Source organism: Martinezella calliandrae, assembly GCF_030272695.1.
Classification (GTDB): Bacteria; Pseudomonadota; Alphaproteobacteria; order Rhizobiales; family Rhizobiaceae; genus Rhizobium; species Rhizobium calliandrae.
In genome coordinates this window covers 1-760 of sequence record NZ_JARFYN010000179.1, presented here as the reverse complement: position 1 = coordinate 760, position 760 = coordinate 1, and the positions used below count along the sequence as shown (strand labels likewise).

The 760-nt window shown below is 66.8% G+C and carries 1 protein-coding gene; it reads left to right on the top strand.

What is annotated here, in order from left to right:
• Positions 1-760 (top strand): phosphopantetheine-binding protein (locus PY650_RS36590; protein ID WP_285884983.1); only part of this gene is annotated, 760 nt, incomplete at both ends.

Sequence of the window (760 nt, the reverse complement as noted above, 5' to 3'; positions counted from 1 at the left end):
ACGAGCAGGTGAAGATCCGCGGCTTTCGCATCGAGCCGGGCGAGATCGCCGCACGGCTTTGCGAGCACGAGCTCGTCGGCGAGGCGGTGGTGGTGGCGCGCGAGGACCGCACCGGCGACAAGCACCTCGTCGCCTATGTGGTGGCGAGCGACCATGCCGACGGAGCCGAGGGATCCGACCTTGCCGGCGCCTTGCGCGCACATGTCAGCGAGCGGCTGCCCGACTACATGGTGCCATCGGCCTTCATGCGGATCGATACCTTGCCGCTCACACCAAACGGCAAGCTCGACCGCAAGGCGCTGCCGGTTCCCGACGACGACGCCTATGCACGGCGCGCCTATGAGGCGCCGCAGGGCAAGGTCGAGACGACGCTCGCTCAGATCTGGACGGAGCTTCTCGGGATCGAGCGGGTCGGCCGCCACGACAACTTCTTCGAACTCGGCGGACACTCGCTGCTGGCCGTGCAGCTCTTGAGCCGGCTGTCGCAGGCTTTCGGCGTGGTACTGCCGCTGACGACGCTGTTCGCCAAGCCGGCGCTTTGCGATCTGGCGGCAAGCATCGTCGAAGATTTGAGCCGCGCCGGTCCGCAACACCTGCCGGCAATTGTTGCCGTGTCGCGCGATGCGCCGCTTGCGCTGTCGTTCGCGCAGCAGCGGCTCTGGTTCTTGGCGCAGCTGGACGAGGCGAGCACCAACTATCATATTCCGCTGGTCTTGCGACTGCACGGTGTGCTCGATCGCAGCGCCTGGCAGCGCAGCCT